The organism is Luteimonas notoginsengisoli (assembly GCF_042648885.1).
Classification (GTDB): Bacteria; Pseudomonadota; Gammaproteobacteria; order Xanthomonadales; family Xanthomonadaceae; genus Luteimonas; species Luteimonas notoginsengisoli.
On the sequence record NZ_JBHRYF010000017.1, the window covers coordinates 55784 to 75107 of the forward strand.

The window sequence follows — 19324 nt, forward strand, 5'->3', positions numbered from 1 at the left end:
TTGCGGGCTCAATGCGATTCCGCGGCTTCGACGATGAGACGGGCCACTTCATCCGGGTGCGACACCATGACAAGGTGCGAGGCGCCATCGATCTCGACGATCCGGCGCGACCGCGCGCGTCGGGCCATGAAGCGCAGGGCTTCCGGCGGAATGTTCCTGTCCAGGCTGCCAAAGATCGACCACGACGGAATCGATCCCCAGGCGGGCGGGCCGGATGCGTCGTTCAGCGCCTTGTCGGTTACGGGTCGCTGGGCGACCGCTGCTGCGGCGGCCGGACCGGCGGGGACATCGGCCGCGAACTGTTGGTGGAAGCGTGCCTGCTGGATGTAGAGATCATTGCTGCCATCGGGCAGCGCGACGGGCGGCCCGAGGGCGGCAGCGAGCGTGCTCCCCGGAAACCTCGCAGAAAGGCCGGCGGCGGTTTCGCCGATCTCCGGCGCGAATGCCGCCACGTACACCAGGGCCTTGATCTCGTGGCGCCCGGAATCGACGTCGCTGATCACCATCCCGCCATAGGAATGACCGACCAGCACGACCGGCCCATCGATCGTCTCGAGCAGGGCGTCGAGATAGGCGGCGTCGTACTTGACGCTGCGCAGGGGATTGGCGGCGGCGACGACGGGATAACCGCGGGCAACGAGGTCGCTTGCCACGTCGTTCCAGCTGGAGGAATCGGCGAATGCGCCATGGACGAGGACGATCGTGGGCTTGGCCGCGGGATGCGGGGCTTCCTTCGGTTCGGCACAGAGCGCAGTGAGGGCGAGGGACAGGACGCCGAGGAGCGCCAGTCGCTTGATCAAGGTGTTCATGGATACCTCTGCGGATTGGGTGAAGTTGCGCCGGATGGGATCGGGTTGACGCTGTCCCGGCACTGCGGCGTGGTTTCAAGATAGGCAGCGCAACGCGGTGCCGGAAGACATCGGAATGACCCGCCGTGTTGCGTTGCGTGCAGCAATCGCACCGGGATTCCATGTGCTGTGCCCGCAGGGCGATGCTGGGAAAAGCGGTCCCTGCGCGACCTTCCCGGGGGGATTGGATTCGAGGGCCGAGGCTCCCCGCCCATGGCGTCGTCGTGTGGCTGATTGGTACTCCGCGGGGACGCCGCGCCAACGTGGGTTTGTCCCGTGCACGAACGGGTGGAAAGTGCACGTCCCGTTACAGCCGCCTCGACGAACTGACACCCGTCGTCTTCGTTGCCATGGGGGGAAGGTGGGGCAATTCTGCGTCCGGGCGCCGGTGAGCGGAAGACGAGAACCGGGAGCCACCGTGTTGTCGCCCAGGCATCAATCCAGGTCGCCGCGTATGCGACAAGGATGAAATCTCTTGCATCTGGATTGCGCTGACGCGCCGGTGGCATCGACGCCCCGAATGGGACATCACCAGCTGGCGCGCGCGTACTCCGACCGTTCGAACAAGGCCTGGAATCCCAGCTTCCCGCGTTCGGCGTCTTTGCGTGGGAGCAGAACGCACTCGTCCAGGGTGGCGCCGAAGTAGGGCGCTTCGGGATCGGTGCACACCTCGTACGGCGCTTCCATGTCGATGACGAATCGCCGGATGAGTTCGGACATCCTGGCCCGCTCCGGGCCGGCGATCTCGATCGAGCCATTGACGGGCACTTCGGTGGCAGCCCGCGCGATCGTCGAGGCCACATCATCGGAGGCGACGGGCTCGATGTAGGCGGGCGACAAGTGGATCGCCTGGCCGTCGATGGCGTAGGTGATGATGTCGAGGAGGAACTCGAAGAACTGCGTCGCGTGCACGATGGTGAACGGGATGCCCGATGAGGCGATCACGCGTTCTTGCAGCGCCTTCCCGCGGAGGTAGGGGCTCGCGTCGAGGCGGCCTGTCCCGACCACGGAAAGCGACACGTGGTGCTTCACTCCGGCGCGCTTCTCGGCATCGATCAGATTGGAAATGGCGGTCTTGAAGAACTCGAAGGCGGCCATGTCGTCGAAAGTCGGTGAATTGCTGACATCGACCACGACATCGGCGCCAACCAGGCTGTCGGCCAGCCCTTTCCCCGTCACCAGGTCCACGCCGGTCGAACGGGATGCGGCCGATACGCGGTGGCCCTGCGCGCGCAACCTCTCGACGATGTTCCGGCCTACCAAGCCCCTTCCGCCAATGACGATGATGTTCATGCCTGCCTCTTGGTGAGTTGCCGGCTGGCGTGTCGACGCGTGTGCATCCCGGCTTGCGCTTCAATGCTAGGAGGCCCCTTCGTGCTCCGATAGCTCCGTAGCCGGAACTGCAGTGCTTCCCCGGATGCATCAATGCCGGATACGTGCAACCGCGACGCTGACCGGGTATCTGCAGTCGGTCGACTTCAGGCGCCGAGCCAGAAGGCGACGTTGCGGACGTACTGCTTCGTCGAGCGGAGTGCCTCGGGGAACCTGGTGATTGCATCGCCGGCAGGTTCGTTCACGAAGGACGGGCAGCCGGATTCCGGGGCCCAGTTGTAGTCGGTGAAGTGGTGGAAGCTCGATTGGGCGATGGCGCGACCGCCGTGTCCTGAGCGTTCGAAGGCGACGGCGATGTTGAATCGCCGGGTCGACGCCAGGCTCTGCCCCTCCATGATGACCCGGGCGCTCGGGTCATCCGGCGGGGCGCTCACTGCGCCTTCGTGTGGATGCGCGGGCAGGTACTGGATGACGCCAGTGGGCGAGTGCCTGTCCCGCATCACCGGGTGGATGTTGCCGACCGGGCGGACTCGCTGGAAATCGCCATTGGCGCCGGAGTAGTAGTTGGGCCAGGAGATCGGGGACGAAAAGAGATTGTCGACACAACGACGGGCTTCGTTGCGCTCCGGATTATGGCTGTGGAAGTGGTGCGCGGCGCCGACGCCTCCCAGGTTGCAGATCGAGCTGCCCAGGTTCATGTGGTCGCGCGTGACCATGAGGCTGCCACCGAGCTGGCGGAACCGGCTGATGCCCGCGCAGTCCTCGGCAGCCAGGCCGTCGCCGCCGTCGACGGCGAGGAGCCAAAGCTGGTGGTAGCCGGAGTCATGCAGGTTCGACAGCACGGGATCCGGCTTCCCGCGCGCGCCGCGATTGCGTGTGATCACCTCGAAGGCTAGTCGACCTTGGTCATCCTTGAGCTGCGACAGGAATTCGCCCAAGCGGCTGAAACGTCCGACGTTCCAGTCGTCCGGTACATCGTCGATCGTGGTTTGCAGCAGGATGTTCAGCATGGCTTCGGGAGTGCGTGCGGTATCAGGCGGCCTTGCGCGCCGGGTTCTCGAGGCCGTATGCCAGCCCGGTCAGGCACTGCAGGTCCGAAGCCCGGATCCTGGCTGTCATGAAGTCGATGAACACTCGCATGCGCGACGGCATGTGCTGTCGGCTCAGGTAGCAGATGTAGTGGCCGCGGTCGTCGGGCGCGTACTGCGTCAGGCAGGAAACCAGTGCGCCGGACCTCAGTGCCTCGCAGACCAGGTAGCCCGGCATCTGGGCGATGCCTTGCCCGTCGAGTACGGCCTGCAGCACCGTTTCGAGATCGTTGCAGGTGAGCCTGGCTTGCGGGGGGATCTTGCGGATCTGGCCGTCCACCTTGAACTCCCATTCGAATATCCGGCCGGAGCCAAGCCGATAGTTGATGCATTCGTGATCGGCCAAGTCGTCCATCACGGCGGGCAGTCCGTGGGCTTGCTGGTACTCGGGGGAGGCGCAGACCAGCAATTGCATGGGGATGATCTGTCTCGCGATGATGTCGGCGTCCTCCATGCGCCCATTGCGGAATGCGATGTCAACGCGATCGGATGTGAAGTCGGTCGGCTTGTCGCTCAGGAGCAGGTCGATCGATACCTCGGGATAGATGGCCTGGAATTCGCGCAGCAGTGGCGCCACCACCTTGCGGCCGAAGCCGGTGGCCGAGCTGACACGAAGATGGCCGCGTGGCGGACCATCCCGAAGATCCCGCATTTCCTCGACTGCCTGGACGATCCGGGCGACCCCGCTATGGCAGCTTGCATAGAACAGGTCGCCTTCGCGGGTGGGAGCCGTGCTCCGGGTGGTTCGATGCAGGAGCCGAACGTTCAACTGGTCTTCCAGCTTCTGGACATTGCGGCTCACCGCGGAGCGGCCGATGCCCAGGCGGTCGCCCGCCCGCGCGAAGCTGCCTTCCGTGACCACGGCGATGAAGGCGACGACGCCGGCATAGGTCGTGGCAAAGCTGGTGGCCAGGGGATCCGTGGGAGGAGCGACGAGCGTGGAGGAGGTCATGGCGGCGGCTTCCGGCTTGGTGAGGGCGGGGCGTTCGATCTCGCGATGCGAACCGCTTGCCTACCGTGCGCGCCCGGACGCCTCAAGCGCCAGTTAATGCCTGTCAATGCATGTAAAGGAGATGATCGGCGTGCTTTTCCGCCGCTGGATCGAATCCAGCACGGGCACGACAAGGGCTCGTGACTTCAACCGCCGTCGGCGTGGGGCGGTCCTGCTGCCGCCCGGGTGCCGCCATGGCCCAAATGCAGGCTCCGGGCGATCTCGTCACGCAACCCGCGGGCCTGTGTGATCGCCGGGTCGCCCTGGTCGGGGGCATTCGCGCACGTCTGCTCAAGCAGTTGCAGCGCCTGTTGCGGCCGGTCCAGGTGCGCCCACATCCTTGCCAGGCTCAGACCGGCACGCAACTCCCAGGCCTTTGCGCCTTGCTGCCTCGAGGTTTCGAGCGCCCGGAGGTAGAAACCCTCGGCTTCATCGGTCATCCCCCGCAGCTCGCTTTTCCGACCAAGGGCACGCCAAACTTCCGCGGCACTCCACAGGCCTTCCCCGAGCGAGAGCCGCGCAACCATCCCGTCATCGACCCAGTCGGTACAGAACGTTACGAGCATCTCCCTGCGCGGCGCGTCGTAGCTCGCGAACTGGGCGGACACATCATGGACATAGAGGTTGGGATCGTGGGCGGTGCGCAGCTGCAGGCCCTGGGAGTACCAGTCGGCGTATCGGAGCCAACCCACCAACCCCTTGCGCTGTGCTTCGTCCGTCATCGCTCGGATCCACTTGCCGGCAAGCTCGAGTTCGCCCGACCACAGGGCGACGGGGCAAGCGCCGTAAAGCGCGGCGCACAGCGAGACGGCATGCCCGGACGATTCGGCGCGGCCCACCGCATCGCTGGCCGTCTCCAGGGCCTTCGTCGTTTCTCCCTGGATCCAGAGCGTCCGCGCCAGCATCGCCTTCGCCGCGACGGCCGGGTCCACCCCGACCATGTTGGTGCGCGTGCGACGGGCACCGCCGCTCAATTGCAGCGACGTTTCACAGTGCTTCTTCGCCGCGGCGAACCTGCCGCAGAAATGGTTTGCCATCGCGCTCACGCGGTGGGCGAGATTGAGTGCAGCGGGGTCGGACCACGATTGCGCAATCGCAAGCAGTGTTGCCGACTGCTGAAGCGCCGCGACGTACTCGCCGCGGAACATGTCGTGCGTGCACCGCCCCCAGCGGACCTGCAGTTCCAGTACGCGCGACTCGGCTGCCAATGCGCCGGCGAGGGCGCGATCGGAGACCGTAGCCAGATCGGGGTTCAGGACGTCAGTGTGCAGCAGCGCGATGATCAGCGCGTTCAACAGCCAGGTCTCCGTTTCCCTGTCCGGATCCGACTGCTGATCGATCAGTTCGAGCGCCGCCGCGACCCTGTCGCGATACTCGGCGACCTGGGATACGTGGAACCACAAGGGTGCCGACGACGTGACCAGTGCCGCGGCGGTCTTTGCATCCGATGGGTCAGCCCGGCAGGCCTCGAGCGCGGAGCGCACGTCATCCAGGTGGTGGGCATACCGGTCGCCCCAATCGTGCGCAGTGAGGTTTGGCAAATCCGCCGTCGCGGCCTTCATCAGGTCAAGCATGAACATCGCATGGCGGCGCAGCAATGCCGGATGCTCATCGCTCTGCGCAAGCAGCGAAGCTGCGTAGCTTCTGGTTGTATCAAGTAGGCGATATGGTGCGATGGCGTCGTTGCCATCGAAGGACACCAGCGACTTGTTGGCCAGCGAGATCAACGCGTCGAACGCAACGTCCGGGTCCATGTCGCCAGCGGCGACGCCAAGTGCGGACTCGACATTGAAGCGGCCCCTGAAGACCGAGAGCCGGCGGAAGACCCGCGACTCGTCCTCGTCCAGCAGCGCAATGCTCCAATCGAGTGCGGCCGCAAGCGACCTGTGGCGCGGAAGCGCCGCCCGGCTGTCGATGGAGAGAAGCCGCATATGGTCATCCAGCCTGAGGGCGAGGTTGCCGGCGGACTGGACACCGAGGCGTGCGGCCACCAGTTCGATGGCCAGGGGAATGCCGTCGAGCTGGCGCGAAATCCTGGCGAGCAGCGGGCCATCCGATTCCTCAAACCCTCCAGCGCCGGCGGCCTTGGCCCGTTCGATGAGCAGTTCGACTGCGGGCCAGTGCAGTGCTTGTGCAAGCGTAACGTTCTCGGCATCGGGGACGGCGAGCGCGGACAGGCGCTGGACGTACTCGCCCGATACACGCAGCGGTTCCCGACTGGTCGCAAGGATGCGCAGGCCGGGCAGGGCCATCAGCAGGCGCGTGATCGGAAGCGCGAGCGCATCCACGACGTGTTCGCAGTTGTCGATCAGCAGCAGCGCATCGCGTCCAGCCAGGTTCTGGATGATGCCCTGGAGGGGGTCGGGCAAGTCGGCTGCGACGCCCAGCGACCTCGCAATGGTGCCGAGCACGTGGTCTGGCGAGATCAACGGAGAAAGATCGACGAAGGCCACCTGCATGGCCGGCTTCTGTTGGCAATGTTCCGCGGCGCGGATCGCAACGCTGGTCTTGCCGATGCCGCCGGCACCGACAATCGTGACCAGCCGGTGTCCGTCGAGTGACGCCAGGACGTCGCCCACGTCGGCTTCGCGCCCGATGAGTTCGGTCAGACGCACCGGCAACTTCGCCAGCGGGGCAGGCGGTCGTGTCAAAGTCGTGGCCGGGGAGTCGGTCAGTTCACGAACAACCTGTCCGTTGAACCGGTAGCCTCGCAGCGGGACGTTGGTGATCCACTCCTTGCACCCATCGCTGGCATCAGGCTCGCCCAAGGCTTTGCGAAGCAGGGACATGTGCACCCGAACGCTGGCTTCCTCGACCACGACGCCGGTCCAGACGGCGGATAGCAATTCTTCCTTGCTGACCAGTTCGCCGGCCCGCTTGATCAGCTGCAATAGCAAATCGAACGAACGAGGTCCCAATCGCACCGGTTGGCCGGACGACTCAAGCCGGCGCTGGTTCTCCCAGAGGACAAAGGAGCCAAACCGCAAGCAAACGTCGCCGGATGCCGGGCCGTCGGCTGGGGGCGGCGGAGAATCGGATGGATCCTTGGACTGTGCTTGCATGATTGAGCGCCTGTGGCTCGCCTCATGGCCCCGGTGCCATCGTAAGGCAACTCGATCGAATCAATGGTTCGAGCACGGCAGGCCACGTCGTGCCTGATTCGCAATTAAACCACCAGGCCTGCCGCTTCGCATCATCGGAACGCAGAGCAGGTGCTGCCGGCCACGGGGACCGGGTCAGGTGGATATCGCTATCCGATCAGTGGGGTATTCGCTCCATGTGATTGTGCGCAAGCTCGAACAGAGCGGCGGGGCTGAAGCGCTACTCCACTTTCAGGACTCATTGACCGCTCTGCATCGTGAACTCCCCTCACTATCCGTGCTTCCAGCGGGGAAATATGTAGATCCATGCACGTAATGGACAGATCGGACGCATGCGCCCGCTATGGGCAAGCGCTCTTCAGCACCCCGGGGCTAGTTGCCCTCGCGCCACGAATTGGCCTCGAGCCCGTACTGTGTGCGGCCTGCCAGATCAACCAGCAGCGAGCTTGGTCGCCAGTTCAGCTACCAGGCGACCTTGGTGGCGCGCTCCCTCGAGCTCGTTCTCAGTCGGCCTCCGGGACCCATCGCCGCCAGCGATCGTCGTCGCACCATAGGGCGTGCCACCGGTCACTTCGTCAAGCCGCATCTGACCCTGGAAACTGTATGGAAGCCCGACGCATACCATCCCGAAATGCAGCAGATTGATATGGATCCCCATAAGGGTGGTTTCCTGGCCACCATGCTGTGTGGCGGTGGACGTGAAGGCGGATCCGACCTTCCCATTCAGAGCGCCTCGCGCCCACAGGCCGCCGGTCTGGTCGAGGAAGCTGGCCATCTGGGAAGTCATGCGGCCATAGCGCGTACCAGTGCCGATGATGATCGCGTCGTAATCGATGAGTTCGTCGACCTCCGCGACCGGCGCCTTCTGGTCGAGCTTGTAGCCGGATGCGATGGCAACACTCTCGGGAACGAGTTCTGGTACTCGCCGGATGTCTACCGAGCTGCCAGCGGCGCGAGCGCCTTCCGCGATCGCTTCGGCCATCTGTTCGATATGCCCATATGAAGAGTAGTAAAGCACGAGGACCTTCGTCATGGTCTTCTCCGATTCGGGGGGAATCGAAAATAGCCGAGGCCAGAAGAGGCCGGCTAGTGTGATTCTTGGAATCGGGATGATTCCTACATTGAAACAATGTAGTTCCGGGAATGGCCGAAACGGAGCAACATCGACCTCGTTTGAGGGTCCTCGGGATGCAATCCACGTCAACCAATTCGGTCGAAGGCGGCGGAATCCAGGCTGGACTGCGGTCATCAGTGCGCAGCCCTGGACGGGGGCTTGTTCAATGCAACGCCAGGCCCACCTCCGGCTGGATTCGTTCAGCAGGAAGTAGGCCTGGCCCTGTATCAGACCGAGTCTTCAGGCGCGGTCAGAAGTCCCAAAAGGCTGGCACCCAACGGAAGACTTCCCCATCGGCAGACACACGTCCGATTGACGGGAATGGCAGGTGCGTTGCAGCCAGGAGCTCCCCCGTTCCGGCCAGGTCCTTGAGCAATCCGATGCGAACGCGCGCCGCCTCTTCCGGGTCGTGCTCGAATCCATTGTGCCAAGTTGGCTGATCGAATCCGACCGCGAACACCGCGTCCCCCGCGAAGGTCAGTGCTTCACCATTCGAATCGATCCGCACCACGCTGTGACCGGGAGTGTGACCACCTGTGCGGCGCACGCGAACTCCAGGAGCCACCTCACGCTCGTCATCAAAGGTGCGTATGTACTTGCTGTACTCCGCCCAGAACTTCTTCGCAGTGGCGCGCAACGCATCCGGAAATCCGTCCGGCATACTCGTGCGCGTGAAATCTGGAGACTTCCAGAACTCCACTTCAGAGGCGGCGATATGAATCTGGAGGTTCGGATTCAGACGCTCCTTGATTCCATCGAGAAGCAAGCCGCCGATATGGTCCATATGCATGTGGGTGATCACCACGTCGGTCACTTCCGTCAGGTCAATGCCGGCTGCGCCCAAGCGTCCGATCAACTGGCCGGCACGCGGCAGATGGAGGTCCGGATCCATACCAAGACCAGCATCGATCAGAATCGTATGATCGGCACTACGCACCAGCATTGCATTCAGGGCCCAATCGAAGGCGTCCCGGGGCAGGTACATCCCATCAAACCACTTGTCGCGCTCGACCTGCTTGGCGTTGTGACCCAGCATCTTCGTAGGTAGCGGCAAGACGCCGTCGCTGACCACGAGCACATCGATATCCCCAACCGTTAACGCGTACCGCGATGGAACGAGTTCATCAAGGGCGGACGGATTCGGGGTTGCTGCATTTTCCACGCTGAACATGTTGGCGTCTCCACGATAGTTGGCCAGTCGGCAGCGAGAATGATCTGGACTTGCGAGTCCGAATCGATCCCATCTGAACGGCGCTGTCGCCAGGGTCTCCGGGCACGCTCTATGTCTGGGGGAACGTCCGACCTGAGATCACGCTGCGTTTCGGCTGAACGGTATCCATTGCCATGGGCAACGGACTCGAACACGGCGCCGTGCCGTGCGGGGCTAGACTATTGAGCGTGGTCCAGGTGCGGTAGCACCATGCGCAGGCTCAGGCTGTTGCCCGTTCTGCACCAACGGATATATGGATGGTTACTCGCGAGGAGCGACTCACTCCCGCTCGCGTTCCATCGATGAAGTTCTACCCAAAGATCATGGGTCGCCGTGGGAAAGCTGGGAGCTCGTAGGCGCATGCGCGTAGGACATGCATAGCCGGCTTGTCGCGTCATCAGACCTGAAGCGCAAGTTGCCAAGTTTTAATCCGGAGCATCCAGAGCTCGAAGGGTAGGCATGGCTAGAAGGAGTAGCCCAAGAGCAGCATTGTCTCGCCATGATTCGGCTCGCGAAGTCCAGCATTGGAGATATGCCTGACTTTCAACTCCCATGATCCATGCGCATAGCCGAAGCCATTGGCAAACTGGAGGTGTCCGGACAGCGATGGAGTATCCCCTGACGATGCAAGCACGCAGGACTCCCAGAACCAGTGTTCCCTGCCGTGGCTGGGCCGCGTAACACGCAAGCCGGCGCCAGCGAGCCAGGCGTCACGGCGATTACTGCCTTGGTCGCGACCCGCCACGATCCCGGCCGTGACGATGGGTTGGACCTGCAGCTTGCCGCGAAGCACGGGATGCTGATGTCCGGAGCCGACCTGGATGAAGACCGCGTGGGTGGAGCCAAGCTCGGACTTTCCACTCCAGCTTTGCCCGGCCTCGATCGCAATGTCCGCCGCTTGCGTCGCTGGTGCGAAGAACGCCGTGAGTCCGAGCAGCAGAAGGACATGCGCTCCGCGGGCTCTGCAATGCAGCGCGCGGGCGGCAGGCGTTGATGGGAGTTGAAGGCGTGTCACGGTGAATGCTCCGCGGAGCCGCACCGGCGCACGGGACGCCGGTGCAGCCGCTTCTTTCAGCTGCGGATGAAGGCGAGCAAGTCGCGATTGATGGTCTCGGCATGCGTCGTGCACATGCCGTGGGGCAGGCCCGGGTAGACCTTCAGCGTCGCGTTTCGGAGGAGTTCGGCCGACAGCAGCGCCGAGTCCGCGATCGGAACGATCTGGTCATCGTCGCCGTGCATCACCAGCGTCGGTACGGAGATCGCACGCAGGTCGTCGGTGAAGTCGGTCTCGGAGAAGGCCTGGATGCAGTCGTACTGTGCCTTCGCGCCGCCGAGCATTGCCTGCCGCCACCAGTTCTGCCGGACGGGTTCCGACAGCGGATTACCGTCGCGGTTGAAACCGTAGAACGGTACCGGAAAGTCCCAGTAGAAGCCGGCGCGACTGGCTGCGAGCTGTGCGCGGAGGTCGTCGAAGACCTCCATGGGCAAGCCACCGGGGTTCGCCTCGGTCTTGACCATCTGCGGGGGCACCGCACCGATCAGAACGAGCTTGGCAACCCGGTCGGCTCCATGGCGTGCAACGTAGCGCGCGGCTTCACCGCCGCCCGTGGAGTGGCCGATGTGAATCGCGTCCCGAAGGTCCAGGCGCGAGGCCAGTGCCGCGACATCGGCAGCGTAGGTATCCATGTTGTTGCCGTTCGCGCTCTGGCTGGAGCGCCCGTGTCCGCGGCGGTCATGGGCAATGACGCGGTAGCCCTGCTCGAGGAAGAACAACAGCTGCGCATCCCAGTCGTCGCTGCAGAGCGGCCAGCCATGGTGAAAGACGATGGGCTGACCACGCCCCATGTCCTTGTAGAAGATCTCGGTACCGTCTTTGGTGATGATGGATGTCATGTCGGGGATCCTGTGTTGGGGAAGGTGATGCCTGGATGGGCTTCCACGGCGCGATCGAACTCGCGGCCAAACGCTACGCGCAGCCATGCATGGTCGGTAGGCATTCGGCGTTGTGCACTGTGTTGAACCGGCAGCATCAATCCATGTGCCGGCAACGCGTGACCCGTGACGCACGGCTATTGGTGCGCGTAGGTCAACGCGATGTATTCCGTTGCCGTCTGTTTCCTCTTCCGCAGGCTCCATAAGGTGAGCGCCCCTGACGATTACCGGGTGCGGCGGAGAGCGCCCCCTGGACTGGAGCGAATGCAATGAAAGCCCTCACTGGAAAGGTTGCGCTGATCACGGGCGGCAACAGCGGCATTGGTTTGGCAGCGGCGAGGCGCTTCGCCGCCGAGGGCGCTCAGGTCATCATCACCGGCAGGCGCAGGAAGGCGATCGACGAAGCAGTGGCCAGAATCGGCACCGGCGCGCTGGGAATCCAGGGCGACGTCGCCAGCATCGAACATCACGAAGCGGTTGCTGCGCACATTCATGCGACGTTCGGTGCACTGGACATCTACATGGCCAACGCCGGCATCAACACGATCAACCATTCCGCGCAGGTCTCGCCGGACGAGTACGACGCTCAGTTCTCGGTCAATGCGCGGGGCGTGTTCTTTGGCGTGCAGAAGATGATTCCGATCATGCGTGACGGAGGATCGATCATCGTTACCGGTTCGATCGCAGCCGAAAAGTTGCTCGACGGCCATGCGGTGTACGCCGGATCGAAGGCGGCGATCGGCGCGTTCGCAAGAAGCTGGGCAATCGAGCTCAAGTCACGCGGAATCCGTGTCAACGTGCTTAGCCCCGGGCCTGTGGACACCGAGATCCTGGCCAAGCTCGGCATTCCGCCAGAAGGGCGAGATGCATTCGAGCAGGCCGTTGCCGAGGAAATTCCGCTGGGCCGGCTGGGCCGGCCTTACGAACTGGCGAATGCAGCGCTTTTCCTGGCTTCCGACGCCAGCAGCTTCGTCAATGGCGTCAACCTGCGCGTCGATGGCGGCATGACGCTGTTGTAGGCCGCGACGCAACTGCTGCCTGTCGTGCAACAGCGCGTGTCCGCGTTTCGGTCTTCCGGCAGCCGGGCATCGCCTTTCGAGTCATCGTTCGAGGAATAGGACAGCCACGTTGCCGCGCGCGCCACTGTCAGGCGGTAGGGGTGTGCGGACGCCGCGTCGCCGGGGGTTGCATGACGATTGGTGCGTGCCGGGCAACACCGCGCACACCGGCGCGGGTCTACCCGCGATCAGTACTGCTGCCTAGCATCCATACCGTGCTCCCGATGACGTCTTCCAGGCGCCGTAGTCCGTTCTTCAATCACGAAAGATGCAGAGGATCCGATATGAGAATCGTCGTCATCGGTGGTACCGGACTCATTGGCAACAAGGAGTTGGAGAACCTCGCCGGGCGTGGCCATGAGGCATTTTCCGCAGCGCCTTTCATCTGCGTCGACAACGCTGCAGTACCGGAGAACCGCCATGCTTGCCGGTAGATCTTACAGATTCACCGAATTCGTGTTCTGGACCCGACGCTCGATCTATGCGCTGGTCGTCGTGGCCACGATCCCCGTGTTCTTCTACGAGGTGCTCGGGATCAAGTGGCTGGTCATGCCCTGGGGCGTGGTCCTGTTGTTGGGTACCGCCGTGGCGCTGATGGCCGGCTTCAAGAGCACGCAGACCTATGGAAGGTACTGGGCGTCGCAGCAGGCCTGGATGGCGATCGTGGCCAAGAGCCGAGGCTGGGGCACGATGTGCCGCGACCTGGTACGAGATCCCGAGGAGTCGAAGAAGCTCATCTACCGGCATTTCGCCTGGCTCACCGCGCTGCGCTATGCGATGCGGCAGCGCAAGCCGTGGGAGACGGTGGACAAGGCGAACAACGTCGAATACCGGCGTTCGTACACGGTGCCGGAGAAGGAAGCATCGCTCGAGGACGAACTGATGATGTACGTGCCCTGCGAGGAGGTCGCCCAGATCCTCGTCGCCAGCAACAAGGCCGCGCGCGTGCTGAGCCTGCAGGGCATAGCGGTCCGCGATGCGCTGGACCGCGGTGCCATCGAACCCGGTGCATTCGCACGGCTGCAAGGCGCGATAGGCGATCTGCACGGGCAGCAATGCAGCAGCGAACTGATCAAGGGCTTCCCGTATCCGCGGCAGTACGCGATCGTCAACATGATCTTCGTCAGGATCCTGTGCGTGCTGCTGCCGCTCGGGTTGATCCAGGAGCTCGAGAAACTCAACGGCATCGTCAACGGCTTCATGGCCGGGAACATGGTCTGGCTGGCGATCCCGTTGAGCGTGCTGGTCTCGTGGATGTACACCTCGCTCGACCAGGTCGGCGAGAGCACGGCAAATCCCTTCGAGGGTGGCTCCAACGACGTGCCGATCACCCGGCTGTGCCGAGAGATCGAGACCGACCTCAAGGAAATGCTCGGCGAGATCAACCTGCCACGGCTCGACGGCGGAAAGCACGTCGTCCTTTGAACACGACGATGCGGACGCGACAGCCGACCCACACGAGAGACCACGCCATGACATCCCGTGCCCCTTCCCCCGACCGCAGGCGTCGAGCCCGCCTCCTCCTCGCCGCGTCATGCTCGGCGCTTGCGGTCCTTTTTTTCTGGTACGCGGTATGCCGCTGGCTGAGCGGCGACACTTCGGTTGCGACCGACAATGCCTACACGCGCGGCGAGATCACCACGGTCGCGCCGCAGGTCGCCGGTTACGTCTCGGAGGTGTTAGTTGACGACAACCAGGCCGTCACGCGGGGGCAGGTGCTCTTCAGGATCGACGACGCGGATTATCGCGCGCGGATGAACGAGGCTGCGGCTGGCGTGGAGCGCCAGGCTCGCGGCCTCGAGCGGCTCGACCGCGAAATCGGGCTGCAAGGCGCAGTGATCGCGCAGGCGGTCGCGGACGTTGAGGCCGCGAAGGTCGAAGCCCGCCGTACCGCGCTTGATGCGCGCAGGTACAAGGCGCTTGTCGAACGCAGTGTCGTAAGCCGGCAGTCGTATGACGCCGCGGACGCCGCGCGATTGAAGGCCGTCGCCGCCACCGACGCTGCCGCGGCCCGTCAGCAGGCCGAAGCGAGCCGGCGGGAAGTGCTCAAGGCCCAGCGGCTGGAGCTGGTTTCGGCGCTCGTGCAGGCCAGGGCCGCGCAGCGGCTTGCGGCCAACGCGCTGCGCCATACCAAGGTCAGGGCCCCCGTCGACGGCGTGGTGGGCAACCGCCAGATCCGGGTCGGGCGCTATGTGTCGCCGGGTGCGCCGGCACTTTCGCTGGTGCCGCTGCGTGACGTCTGGGTGGTCGCCAACTTCAAGGAAACGCAGTTGTCGGGCGTGCGTGTCGGCGACCGGGCGATGGTGGAGGTGGACATGTATCCCGATGTCGATATCGCGGGCACCGTCGAGAGCATCGCGCCGGGCAGCGGCGCCCAGTTCGCCCTGATTCCACCCGACAACGCCACCGGCAACTTCACCAAGATCCCGCAGCGGGTGCCGGTGAAAATCGTGCTGGACAACGACAACCCGCTCGCCGGCAAGCTCTATGCCGGCCTGTCCGCCGAGGTCACGATCGCCCTGCGCAAGCGGGGAGACACGGACGAAAGCAGCCTCGGACTCGCGCGCGCGCAGGAAGACTGATGCACGCGCCGCCGCCCGCCGATACGCCTGCGGACGGCTTCGGGCCAACCCGCGCAGCCACCTGCGTGGCGGCCATCGTCGCGATGCTGGCGCTTGACGGCGTCAACAGCACCCTGCTGGTGGTGAACCGCGGTGCGGTGGCAGGTAGCTTTGCCGCGATTCCCGACGAGATCGCATGGCTGAACATCGCCTACCTGACGGCGAAGATCATGGCGTTCGCGCTGTCGCCGCGGTTGCTGCAACGTTTCGGCCCATGGCGCTGCCTGCTGGCAGCGAGCTGGGGACTTGCCTTGGCCACGGCCGCGCTCGGATTGACAATGGGTGCGCTCGGGCCGGCAATGGCATGCCGAGTGGCGCAGGGTGCGCTCGGCGGCCTGTTGCTGGTCACCGGGCAGTCGCTGGTGTTCGCGCTGCAACCCGCCCGGCGCCAGCCGTTGCTGCAGGCGTTGCTCGCCCTGCCGATCGTCGTGCTGCCGACCACGATCGCGCCGGCGTTGCATGGCTGGTCGACCGACGCGCATGCCTGGCAGCTGCTCTTCCTGCTGTCCGGCGCGATTGGCATGCTCGGCAGCGGCGCGCTGGCCATCGTGGGTGGGCATGATCGCCCGGATCGGTCGACGCGGCTCCCCGGCGCCGGTGTCTGCGTGCTGCTGGCGCTGGCGACGACCGGCTTCGTCTACGTGCTGCAGAAGGGCGCGCGCTACGACTGGTTCGACGATCCCGGCTTTGTCCGCGCCTGCGTGTGGACGCTGCTCGCTTTCGCCGGGCTGGTGCTGGCGTCGACCCGCGCGAAGACCTCGCTCTTCGCAACTGCCGTGTTCCGGGACGCGCGGTTCTCGTTCGGATTCTGTGCGACCTTTGCCGCCGGCTTCATCCTGTTCGGCAGTGCATCGGCAATCTCGCTGTTTGCCGCCAACGTGTTGCAACTCGCGCCGGTGCACGTCGGCCAGGTCACGCTGTCCAGTTCGATCATGGTGGCGCTGGGCCTGCTGTCCGCGGGCCTGGTCATCCAGTACACGCGGGCGAGGGTGGAACTGCCGATCCCGCTTGGCATCGTGCTGTTCATGACCAGCATGTGGCTGCTTTCCCACGCCACGCCGGACAGCGGCCGCAGTGAACTTGCAGTTGCCACCTGGTGCCGCGGACTTGGAATGGGTGCGCTGTTCATGTCGCTCACCATGCTGACTCTCGGTCACGTCGAACAGGGGCTCAAGGCCCATGGCGTCGCCCTGTTCAACCTGGGCAGGCAGGTCGGTGGCCTGGCGGGGTCGGCATTCGTGCTCACCTGGCTGGAGTGGCGGGTGCCGGCGCAGACTACCGTGCTTTCGCAATACCTGGTGGCCGGACGGCCCGCTGTCGAGGCGGTCAGGTCGGCGTTGGCCGGCGCTCTGGTCGCGAATGGCGTCGATGCGTCGCAAGGTCCCGTCGCCGCGCTGGCCGTCCTGGCCCGGGCACTGGGCACGCAGGCAGCCGCGCGCGCGTTCGACGAGTTGTTTCTCGGGCTGGGAGCGTTCTTCTTCGTCGCTATCCCCGTGCTGGTGACAATCAGAGTGGTATTGGAGCGGACGCAGCGGGCTCGAACGCAACCGGTGTAGTCGGCCGGACGTTCAATTGCTCCTCCAGCTTTTCATCCGTTGCGGCCGTCCGCATGGGAAAAGGCGAATGGGCCCGAACGTATCGCGTTCAACGGGCATGGATGATCGATTTCGGGTCTGTTCTCCGCAGCCGACATCCGGAACGGGATCCATCCTGCATTGCGAGCGGCCGGATGGATCCTGTCCCGGGTCAAAAAAGTGACTGTTGACGATGGCCTACTTGGTGCGTGGAGGCAGGAATCCCTTGGCTGAGGCCAGGTCAGGCCAGGGAAGGACGGTTTCCCCCGCCACCATCCATTTGCCATCGAGCCTGCGCAGGCGCAGTTCGTAGAGCGCGGGATCGGCCTCCGGGCTCATGCGCCGGTACAGGACCGCGGTTGCTTCGTCATCCTGCTCCTCGATGTGCAGGACCCGCTTCTCCGTGGATAGCGGTGGTTCACCAGCGTCGCGGCGACTCCTGAACTCGTCGAGCATTTCCGTCTTCGAAAAACGCGCGATGTCTCCCTGTGGCGTGAGCACCAGGAAGCCGAGGTCGTCGAGGTAGAGGTGTTCCATCGCTTCCATGCGGTAGTGACTGCCGGTTTCGGCCAGCAAGTCGATGAATTCCAGGATTTCCGGATTGTGGTTGTTGGACATGTCTGCAATTCCCGTGATGAAGGGGCGTCTGGCCGCAGATCGCGGCTTGCATTCGCCGGGGGTGTCAGCGGCGCGCGGAACGTCCCAGCCGGGTGATCTGGATACCGGCGAAGCAGGCCACTGAGAAGCCGACGAGGAGGCTGGCCCAGGTGGCGCCCGCATTGCCCGAGAACCCGAGAATCCAGGGGGCGACCAGCAACCACACGCCCAGCCATGCGTTGGTCTTCTCCGCACCTGGCGACGGCTTGGCGAGCGCGACGCCGGCAATGCAGGCGATGACGAAGCCGCAGACCACAGCATTTGCTGCGACGGCCCCGCTGCCGCCAAATCCGAGCCAGGGCGAAACGAGGAGGAGGGTGCCGAGTACCAGGTTGGTCCAGTCGATCCAGGACTCGGTCATGGTGTTGGAAGTCTTCTTCAATGCATTCGAGTTCACGATGTTTCTCCAAGATGTGGGGGCGCGACGTGTTGCGGGAGAGGCATGAAATCCCATCCAGACCGCTGCTCACGACGCTGTTCCACACTAGGTAGGAACCCGGGGTGCCGGAAGACCCGTTGCGGGCTTCTCAATGTTGTGTCCGAAGGGACAATCACGGCAAAGGAGCAATGAACGTGGCCCTGTCCACAGTCATCGGTTCCGCGCGAGTCTGGTGTGCGGCTGCGTCACCGGCCACTCGATTCGGGCGACGGCGCATCGCGTCCACGGATAGGTGTCGGATAGTGGATTCAAGGCGATTCTCGCGGGAGGGATCCCTCGTTTGGAGGGGCGACCATGGTCCTTGCATGGAATGCATCTAATGCAGATCCGGGGCGACATGCCGTTGTGCGCAGCGCATTAGCTTCCCGTTGGCGGGTGCCGTGTTGTTCGGGCCGGATCGGCTGCGATCGTTGCGGAACGAGGAACATGGTGTCGTTTCCGATGATCCTTCCGCATCCGTTAGGCCGGGCATAGGCTGCCAGCCACTGCTTCTTGTCCGGCATGACGAAGATGGCGCATGCCAGCGCGTTGAGGCGGCTGTAACGGGCACTTTCCATCCGTTCCTGCATGGGACAACCGACGTCGGCGCGGTGTATCCGCCAAGCCGATCAGCTATGCGACGGGACGTCGGGCAGGAAGCAGTTTCCAAAGCCCGGCAGACATCCGGATGCCCGCCGGACAATCTGTACCAATCGCTGCCGCTTGCGGGCTTGCCCCGATCGACGCGATTGCGATCATCGACCTTGGAACAAACATGAGATCACTGCAAAGGCCACTGGGAACCGGCTATACCGCGCACAGCACGACGCTGGATGTCATTCGGGGGAAAAACCTGGCCGGGCAGCTCGCAATCGTCACCGGGGGACATGCCGGCTTGGGGCTTGAAGCGGCAAGGACGCTATCGGAAGCCGGCGCCAGGGTCATCGTTCCGGCGCGCGCGGTTGACCGGGCACGACGTGCCGTCGCGGAAGCTGGCGGCGGAATTGAGGTCAGGAAAATGGACCTGACAGATCCAGCTTCCATTGACTCGTTTGCCCGAGAGATCGTGCAGTCCGGCTTGGCGGTGAACATCCTGATCAACAACGCCGGCATCATGGCCTCGCCAATACTGGAGCGCGACGCGCGTGGTAACGAGCTGCAGCTTTCGACCAACCATTTGGGGCACTTCCAGCTGACCAGTCGACTTTGGCCGGCGCTGCGCCGTGCAGGTGGTGCGCGCGTAGTCTCCGTGTCGTCCCTCGGTCATCATCTGTCAGGCATCGAGTGGGACGACATCAACTTCGAGAAGCGCGCGCGACGTCCCCCCACCTTTGAGTAGCGCCGCGATCTGGAGTCCAATCCCCAACGACAAGGAGATTG

General features: G+C 64.1%; 17 protein-coding genes. 6 read left to right on the plus strand and 11 right to left on the minus strand.

Annotated features, from left to right (window positions below; genetic code table 11):
- Positions 1-8: 8 nt before the first annotated feature.
- The 8 genes from ACFOM9_RS15315 to ACFOM9_RS15350 all read right to left on the minus strand — a co-directional run bounded on the left by ACFOM9_RS15315 (position 9) and on the right by ACFOM9_RS15350 (position 10477).
- On the minus strand, positions 9-809 hold the full coding sequence (locus tag ACFOM9_RS15315; RefSeq protein ID WP_386712837.1) for an alpha/beta fold hydrolase: 801 nt from the start codon (positions 807-809) through the stop codon (positions 9-11).
- A gap of 567 nt (positions 810-1376) precedes the next feature.
- Entirely contained in the window at positions 1377-2141 is a 765-nt protein-coding gene (locus ACFOM9_RS15320; RefSeq protein ID WP_386712840.1) for an SDR family oxidoreductase, read from the minus strand.
- Between the two features lie 185 nt (positions 2142-2326).
- Positions 2327-3190 carry a hypothetical protein gene (locus ACFOM9_RS15325; RefSeq protein WP_386712843.1) on the minus strand — a complete coding sequence of 288 codons (864 nt, stop codon included), beginning with the start codon at positions 3188-3190 and terminating at the stop codon, positions 2327-2329.
- Between the two features lie 22 nt (positions 3191-3212).
- Positions 3213-4220: a LysR family transcriptional regulator gene (locus tag ACFOM9_RS15330; protein WP_386712846.1), complete on the minus strand. Its 1008-nt coding sequence runs from the start codon at positions 4218-4220 to the stop codon at positions 3213-3215.
- A gap of 185 nt (positions 4221-4405) precedes the next feature.
- Positions 4406-7321 (minus strand): ATP-binding protein, encoded by a 2916-nt coding sequence (locus tag ACFOM9_RS15335; RefSeq protein ID WP_386712849.1) that lies wholly within the window; start codon positions 7319-7321, stop codon positions 4406-4408.
- 469 nt (positions 7322-7790) lie between these two features.
- The gene (wrbA, locus tag ACFOM9_RS15340) at positions 7791-8393 is read right to left on the minus strand and encodes an NAD(P)H:quinone oxidoreductase (protein WP_386712852.1); all 603 of its coding nucleotides are present in this window, start codon (positions 8391-8393) and stop codon (positions 7791-7793) included.
- 331 nt (positions 8394-8724) lie between these two features.
- Positions 8725-9645 carry an MBL fold metallo-hydrolase gene (locus ACFOM9_RS15345; RefSeq protein ID WP_386712855.1) on the minus strand — a complete coding sequence of 307 codons (921 nt, stop codon included), beginning with the start codon at positions 9643-9645 and terminating at the stop codon, positions 8725-8727.
- Positions 9646-10147: 502 nt separating this feature from the next.
- Positions 10148-10477, minus strand: a complete 330-nt coding sequence (locus ACFOM9_RS15350; protein WP_386712883.1) for an acyloxyacyl hydrolase — start codon at positions 10475-10477, stop codon at positions 10148-10150.
- On the opposite strand from ACFOM9_RS15350, the gene ACFOM9_RS15355 reads away from it, so the two are divergent.
- Complete coding sequence (locus ACFOM9_RS15355; protein WP_386712886.1) at positions 10412-10678, plus strand: hypothetical protein; 267 nt, start codon at positions 10412-10414, stop codon at positions 10676-10678. The genes ACFOM9_RS15350 and ACFOM9_RS15355 overlap by 66 nt on opposite strands.
- Positions 10679-10755: 77 nt before the next feature.
- Here ACFOM9_RS15355 and ACFOM9_RS15360 read toward each other — a convergent pair whose 3' ends face one another.
- Positions 10756-11577, minus strand: a complete 822-nt coding sequence (locus ACFOM9_RS15360; protein ID WP_386712858.1) for an alpha/beta fold hydrolase — start codon at positions 11575-11577, stop codon at positions 10756-10758.
- 308 nt (positions 11578-11885) lie between these two features.
- Between ACFOM9_RS15360 and ACFOM9_RS15365 the strand changes: the two genes are divergently transcribed.
- The 4 genes from ACFOM9_RS15365 to ACFOM9_RS15380 all read left to right on the plus strand — a co-directional run bounded on the left by ACFOM9_RS15365 (position 11886) and on the right by ACFOM9_RS15380 (position 16851).
- On the plus strand, positions 11886-12635 hold the full coding sequence (locus ACFOM9_RS15365; protein WP_386712861.1) for an SDR family NAD(P)-dependent oxidoreductase: 750 nt from the start codon (positions 11886-11888) through the stop codon (positions 12633-12635).
- Between the two features lie 459 nt (positions 12636-13094).
- Positions 13095-14099, plus strand: a complete 1005-nt coding sequence (locus ACFOM9_RS15370; RefSeq protein WP_386712864.1) for a bestrophin family protein — start codon at positions 13095-13097, stop codon at positions 14097-14099.
- Positions 14100-14146: 47 nt separating this feature from the next.
- A complete protein-coding gene (locus tag ACFOM9_RS15375; RefSeq protein ID WP_386712867.1) occupies positions 14147-15256 on the plus strand; it encodes an HlyD family secretion protein in 1110 nt (369 codons plus the stop codon).
- Positions 15256-16851 carry an MFS transporter gene (locus ACFOM9_RS15380; RefSeq protein WP_386712870.1) on the plus strand — a complete coding sequence of 532 codons (1596 nt, stop codon included), beginning with the start codon at positions 15256-15258 and terminating at the stop codon, positions 16849-16851. Before ACFOM9_RS15375 ends, ACFOM9_RS15380 begins: the two co-directional genes overlap by 1 nt.
- 216 nt (positions 16852-17067) lie before the next feature.
- Here ACFOM9_RS15380 and ACFOM9_RS15385 read toward each other — a convergent pair whose 3' ends face one another.
- Together ACFOM9_RS15385 and ACFOM9_RS15390 are read right to left on the minus strand one after the other, a co-directional pair.
- On the minus strand, positions 17068-17487 hold the full coding sequence (locus ACFOM9_RS15385; RefSeq protein WP_386712873.1) for a hypothetical protein: 420 nt from the start codon (positions 17485-17487) through the stop codon (positions 17068-17070).
- Positions 17488-17551: 64 nt separating this feature from the next.
- Positions 17552-17908 carry an SPW repeat protein gene (locus tag ACFOM9_RS15390; RefSeq protein WP_386712876.1) on the minus strand — a complete coding sequence of 119 codons (357 nt, stop codon included), beginning with the start codon at positions 17906-17908 and terminating at the stop codon, positions 17552-17554.
- Between the two features lie 724 nt (positions 17909-18632).
- Between ACFOM9_RS15390 and ACFOM9_RS15395 the strand changes: the two genes are divergently transcribed.
- The gene (locus tag ACFOM9_RS15395; RefSeq protein WP_386712879.1) at positions 18633-19283 is read left to right on the plus strand and encodes an SDR family NAD(P)-dependent oxidoreductase; all 651 of its coding nucleotides are present in this window, start codon (positions 18633-18635) and stop codon (positions 19281-19283) included.
- Positions 19284-19324: the final 41 nt, after the last annotated feature.